A 5,072-nucleotide genomic window follows, 5' to 3' on the forward strand; every position below is an offset into this window, starting at 1 on the left:
CCAATAAATACTTTTTAACATTCTCCATACCGCTATTTTCTTTTAAATAATGAATTCCTTCTGCAGTGATTTCAATATCCGATAAATCATTAAGCATCATATATTGGTTTCCCCATGCTTTAGAAACATGCACTCCATTAATAAGATTTTCTTCGCTCATTAATTTAAGCACTCTTTCTAAATATCCATCTGCAAAAGAATCGTATTTAATAGCACGCTTAAATTCAGTTTCATTAAATAGGATCGTGCCTTTAAAAATCGCATAATAGTAAAGTAATATTTTAAAAACTACTACATCATAATCGTCTCTAGCCATATTTTCCTCCTTGCATAATAAAAGCACCTGTATTCCTACAGATGCTTAAGTTAATTCCACATAATTTCTTTCTAAATACTTATTTAAAAGCACAAATTTTTCTTTAATTTCATCAGGAGTATCATCTTTTAGATAAAATCCCTCAGTCGATGAATCAAATAATAGCCAAGGTCTAACTTGGTCAAATAATTTCTTTTCATATTCACTTGGATTTACCATCATAGTTGATAACCTCCTTTACAAGTTGATTTAGTTCGTTATCGCTTAGCTCATTTCTCTCTACTAGAATATTAGCATCTGCGATTAGTTCATTCAAGCTTTTTTTAGCATAGAAAGAACGCTCTGCATTTACACTAACCGTTTTATTTATATATAAAGGATCTGACCTCATTTGATTAACAACATGTTTTCTCATCTGTGATTCAATCTGCATTTTTGCATCATTTAAATCATCGATTTTATTGTCAGTCTTATATCTTTTAACAGCATCCCAATGTCTCTTATGACCACCTAATTCGTGATTCAAAACATCCGTTACTGATCTTGCAGGAAAAACAGATGGATCTACAATTTTTGCAAATTTATTTGGATCAATTAATTCTTTGCTAATAAATAATGAATTATCATCATGTCTATATGCTGCAATACCTTTTAAACGATTATTATTTAATACGATTATATTATCGATTTGCCCATATTTATTTTTTTTGTTTATAACATCATCTAAATAAGCGACCATACTTTTCGTTTGCTTATCGTAATTTTGAATATAAATATTTTGCGCTCCATCTGCTTTGTACACTTTAACGGTTTTCATATCCCCATCCCCAGAATTGAACGTGATTTTTTTAGGCATCCCCATATAATCAACATTTTGAGTGCCTAATGTTTCTACTTTATCTTCACTTTCAAACCATTTCTTTGAATACACATCTTGCACAGCTTTTCCGTTACCTGGATTATAAGTAACAATACACCTACAATCTCTGTGCCTATGATAGACTTCATCAGGAACATCATCTGGATATTCATATGTTCCAGCTAGATTCATGCACCAATCACAAGCATTACCAGCTACTTTTCTAGTGATTTTCGGATGCATTCCAACTTTATAATGCGCCTCTGCATTTACTTTTATCGTATCATCCACAACACTTTGATTAAAATTCACTACTGGATCTTTTAAAATCCAGGAAACATCATCATAGGACTCTGCATCTGCCAATCTTCTAACGATTCCATTGGATCTTGCTTGATTGTATACGGGTTTTTGAACTTTCAATCCAATCTTTGCATCTTCATTTAAAATTTTTTGAACCTTCGTAGAATAATCCGAAACTTTTTCAAACCCCTCTTTTAATTCTGGATCCACGACCTTTTTCGCGATGTTGTAGTACATCTTTCCGTTTGGTAAAGATGCAGAATCAATATTTTCTTCAAAAGATTTTGAAAGAATATCGCCAACTTCAATCGCATATTTCTGTGCATCTTCGTAATCTGCTTTTTTATCGTCTAACTTTTTTAATAAATCATTAATAGTTTTAGAATCTTCAACACCGGAAGAAAAAGACTTCTTAATTCCCTTAAGAAGTCCAATTGAAATATCATCCATGTTTATTCCTCATCATCCGGCACTGATGGAACATCTAATTTACTTGATGCAATACCAGTAAGATCCTGTAGGTTGTCTTTATTGAAGTAACCTGGAACTGCCTGATTGATTTTAATAGCACCATCACCAATCAAAGACAATGTAGACATATCTGGTTCAAATAGTGGTTCATATTTAACTTTTGTTTCGTAAATCTGATTTCTTTTGTATTCAAATCCATCTCTGACAGATGCTGCAAGATATCCAACATTAATCAGACTAGTTGCGAAATTCTTTTGTGCTTTTCTTGCGGCCAATCGCAAGTTTTCATGTGCTGCCTTAATTGCTTCTGCACTCGATGGATTATCTGTCACAAAACCAAGATCATCCAGTGTTAATCCTGTTTCTCCTGCAAACAAAGAAGCAAAAGATTTTAACTGATCGATATGTGGTGACATAGATTGTTGCGCGAACTGACCTACCGTTGGTGTCCCTCCTCCATCTTCACTTCGTGAGATTTGAAGCATAGTCGAAATAGATGCTCTAATTTTATCCATCGGATCTGCATCTGAATCTGTACCTAGAATATACTTTTGTGGATAGGAATAGAATTCTGCAGCTACTTCTGAACGTCTCAATGTTCTAAGTGCTCCTTGTTGAAGATCAATACATGCTCTTGAAATTCTAGAATGGCCAAACTGTCTTTTAGCATCCGGCTTATGTATCACTGGCACCAACAAACAATATCTTGCTGGATTAGGAACGTGTATTTCTCTATGGCCAACATAATCAAACACAACTGTTTCTTCACACGTAAAATAAGCATCTGTTAAAATATTATATTTCTCATCACGTTCCAACACTGCATATCCTTCTATCATCATGTTAGTGATTGGATCAATGATGCCTGTCGCATCATACGCATCGATTACCTGAAGTCTAGGATATCCGTCTTCATCTTGCGAAATATAGATAAAACTACATGATGCGATCAATGCTCCAAGAATCGCACTGTCTGTAAGAATATCTTTGTTGTTCATATCAAAGATTTTGTTCATGTTAAAATTATCGTTTTCAAATGCTTTAAAAGAAATGCGATCCGCTAATGAATCGACTGCTTTAGAACACCATCCAAGTGTTTCTGACACGTACTTAAATTCATTAGGAATCGCAATTTTGAAGTCTTTAATTCCATTCTTCATTTCATAATATCTATATCTCATTCTCACTCGATTTCTTTTGGAAAAAAGTTGTTTTTTCAAAAAATTTATACCTTTGTAATTCATCTTCAAACCTCCATTTTAAAGGCTCTGCGGCCATTCATCGATGTTCATAGAGAAATATGCGTAGTAACAGCCGAACTTCAGAAACGAGCGCCTGCCGCCCATATAGCCCCCCTCTATGTGCTTTTTTATTTTTTAGAACGGTATTCGACCCAATTAATGCTCTGTGGCAGCGTTCTATTTGAAACAGTAGCATTACCACTAAAATCTCTTTTTTCGAATAACTTGTCCGATTTAATTCGATTGCAGCACATGTGTGCAAGCTGCAAGTTATTCAAGTCACTTGGGTGTCCACCTTTGTTGACTGGAATAATGTGGTCAATGACTGCGCACATTGGATCAGGCCACTTTAATTTTTTATCAACTGGCTTACCACAAATACCACATACATCTTGTGTTGCTAGTATCTTCTTCTTGTTTCTTTCCAGGATCAGTCTATGAACTCCATATGAATCTAATCGTTTTTGTGTCATAGTTTTCCACCTCCCGGGTATAAGAAAAGCCAGGAAGTTTTCCTCCTGGCCTATTTATGCAAATACATAATAACATACTTGACAGAGTTAGAGTTCTAACTCTTTTACTTTTTTATACAAATAAGCTGGCAATGGATGCAGCTTCTGGTATTTTTTCAACAAGCTTACGCATAATACTATTGTCTTTTAAGTAATGAATACCTGTAGGAGTAATCCTAATATTGTTTTCTAAAACAATAATCTCATCTCCTCCCCAAGCTTTAATATACTTAAATCCTTTGATCAATCCTTCATCCAACATCATGGCCAATGTTTCATCAAACATTTCCTGACATACCGGGAAATCCTTAGTCATTGGAGTTAAATAATCTTCTGGAACATCAATGCGCTTATATTTCTTATAAAGATAAACCAACACTTTACAAACAATTACATCATAATCATTGTTAGACATGTCTTTTTTCCTCACTCTTCATAATTAAATCAATCATTTTCTTATACGGATTCGCATATCCATACTTAGTTTTTAATTCATTTTCCTTCACACCACTAATGAAATCATCCGCAAAGGAAATTAGATCCAAACTCTCACAGACTAGCTTTAACTTAACATAGTAATGCTCTGCCTTGACTTTCAGATTCATGAACTCTTCACGCTCATTCATATAGTCAATCTCATCTGACAATAATGAATTCACTAATGTGTATTTATCTTTATGGTTTTGAATTGCAGGACCAGTATTGGCATTAGGACACGTTGGCATTTGTAGTGTTTCGATTTCATCATGTATTCTTTTTAGATCCACATCAAAACCAGCAATGATCATTGAATATCTTTTAATGCTTTTAATCTCTCTCAATATGTATTTTGCTTTTTCCTTTGTCATCTTGTACCTCGTAAATTGGGCGCAGGAGGTGGAATCGAACCACCAATAAGCGCTAAGGGAACGCTCGAGTTACCATTACTCTATCCTGCCACATAAAAAATCCGGCCGTAGATATTTTGTTGAGTGGAAATATACACAATCTCTGCTTCGAAAGAAAAAGATTATTTGGCCGGATTTTCATTGGTTTGCAAAAAATAATCTTTCCTTTCTTATTTATTGTAACAAAAGAAGCTGGAAGTTTTGTCAAGACTTTTTCCAGCTCCATTTCTACATAACTTGTGATCTATCTTGTACGAATCCAATTAAATAGCCATGAATCACACTGCCATCGATTAGTTTGAAATCAATTTCTTTTTCAGATTCATACAACTCCAACAACTCTTCCAGTGTGTACTTGTCAGAAATAACATTCTTGTTTAAACCCTGGCATTTAATAGTAAGTTTACATCTCATCCTTTTTTCCCTCTTTTCCACTGCCTTGTTCACATAATAATGAACTAAATCGTCTTTTGTCTTATTCGT

8 protein-coding genes and 1 tRNA gene are annotated in these 5,072 nt (G+C 34.1%); all 9 read right to left on the reverse strand.

Annotation, left to right across the window (positions count from 1 at the left end; translation table 11 throughout):
- Positions 1-316: YjcQ family protein (locus ACZQCL_RS06255; RefSeq protein ID WP_482482289.1), on the reverse strand; the 316-nt coding region annotated here is incomplete at its 3' end.
- 45 nt (positions 317-361) lie between these two features.
- Positions 362-538: a hypothetical protein gene (locus ACZQCL_RS06260; protein WP_217797829.1), complete on the reverse strand. Its 177-nt coding sequence runs from the start codon at positions 536-538 to the stop codon at positions 362-364.
- Positions 519-1,928 (reverse strand): hypothetical protein, encoded by a 1,410-nt coding sequence (locus tag ACZQCL_RS06265; protein ID WP_482482291.1) that lies wholly within the window; start codon positions 1,926-1,928, stop codon positions 519-521. Before ACZQCL_RS06265 ends, ACZQCL_RS06260 begins: the two co-directional genes overlap by 20 nt.
- Positions 1,929-1,930: 2 nt before the next feature.
- Positions 1,931-3,193 (reverse strand): phage portal protein, encoded by a 1,263-nt coding sequence (locus ACZQCL_RS06270; protein WP_482482293.1) that lies wholly within the window; start codon positions 3,191-3,193, stop codon positions 1,931-1,933.
- Positions 3,194-3,318: 125 nt separating this feature from the next.
- Positions 3,319-3,663, reverse strand: coding sequence for an HNH endonuclease signature motif containing protein (locus ACZQCL_RS06275; protein WP_482482295.1), 345 nt, complete (start codon positions 3,661-3,663; stop codon positions 3,319-3,321).
- Between the two features lie 112 nt (positions 3,664-3,775).
- Complete coding sequence (locus ACZQCL_RS06280) at positions 3,776-4,117, reverse strand: YjcQ family protein (protein ID WP_482482297.1); 342 nt, start codon at positions 4,115-4,117, stop codon at positions 3,776-3,778.
- The gene (locus ACZQCL_RS06285) at positions 4,110-4,550 is read right to left on the reverse strand and encodes a hypothetical protein (protein WP_288537275.1); all 441 of its coding nucleotides are present in this window, start codon (positions 4,548-4,550) and stop codon (positions 4,110-4,112) included. Before ACZQCL_RS06285 ends, ACZQCL_RS06280 begins: the two co-directional genes overlap by 8 nt.
- A 16-nt stretch (positions 4,551-4,566) precedes the next feature.
- Positions 4,567-4,640 (reverse strand) — tRNA-Arg (locus ACZQCL_RS06290).
- 177 nt (positions 4,641-4,817) lie between these two features.
- The coding region (locus tag ACZQCL_RS06295) for a hypothetical protein (RefSeq protein WP_482482299.1) at positions 4,818-5,072 on the reverse strand (255 nt) is incomplete at its 5' end.

The sequence above is a fragment of the Holdemanella sp. genome (assembly GCF_056804935.1).

Bases quoted from the DNA above. Each gene is read 5' to 3' on its own strand.
- ACZQCL_RS06260 (WP_217797829.1), bottom strand. From the start codon at position 538: ATGATGGTAAATCCAAGTGAATATGAAAAGAAATTATTTGACCAAGTT.
- ACZQCL_RS06265 (WP_482482291.1), bottom strand. From the start codon at position 1,928: ATGGATGATATTTCAATTGGACTTCTTAAGGGAATTAAGAAGTCTTTT.
- ACZQCL_RS06270 (WP_482482293.1), bottom strand. From the start codon at position 3,193: ATGAATTACAAAGGTATAAATTTTTTGAAAAAACAACTTTTTTCCAAA.
- ACZQCL_RS06275 (WP_482482295.1), bottom strand. From the start codon at position 3,663: ATGACACAAAAACGATTAGATTCATATGGAGTTCATAGACTGATCCTG.
- ACZQCL_RS06280 (WP_482482297.1), bottom strand. From the start codon at position 4,117: ATGTCTAACAATGATTATGATGTAATTGTTTGTAAAGTGTTGGTTTAT.
- ACZQCL_RS06285 (WP_288537275.1), bottom strand. From the start codon at position 4,550: ATGACAAAGGAAAAAGCAAAATACATATTGAGAGAGATTAAAAGCATT.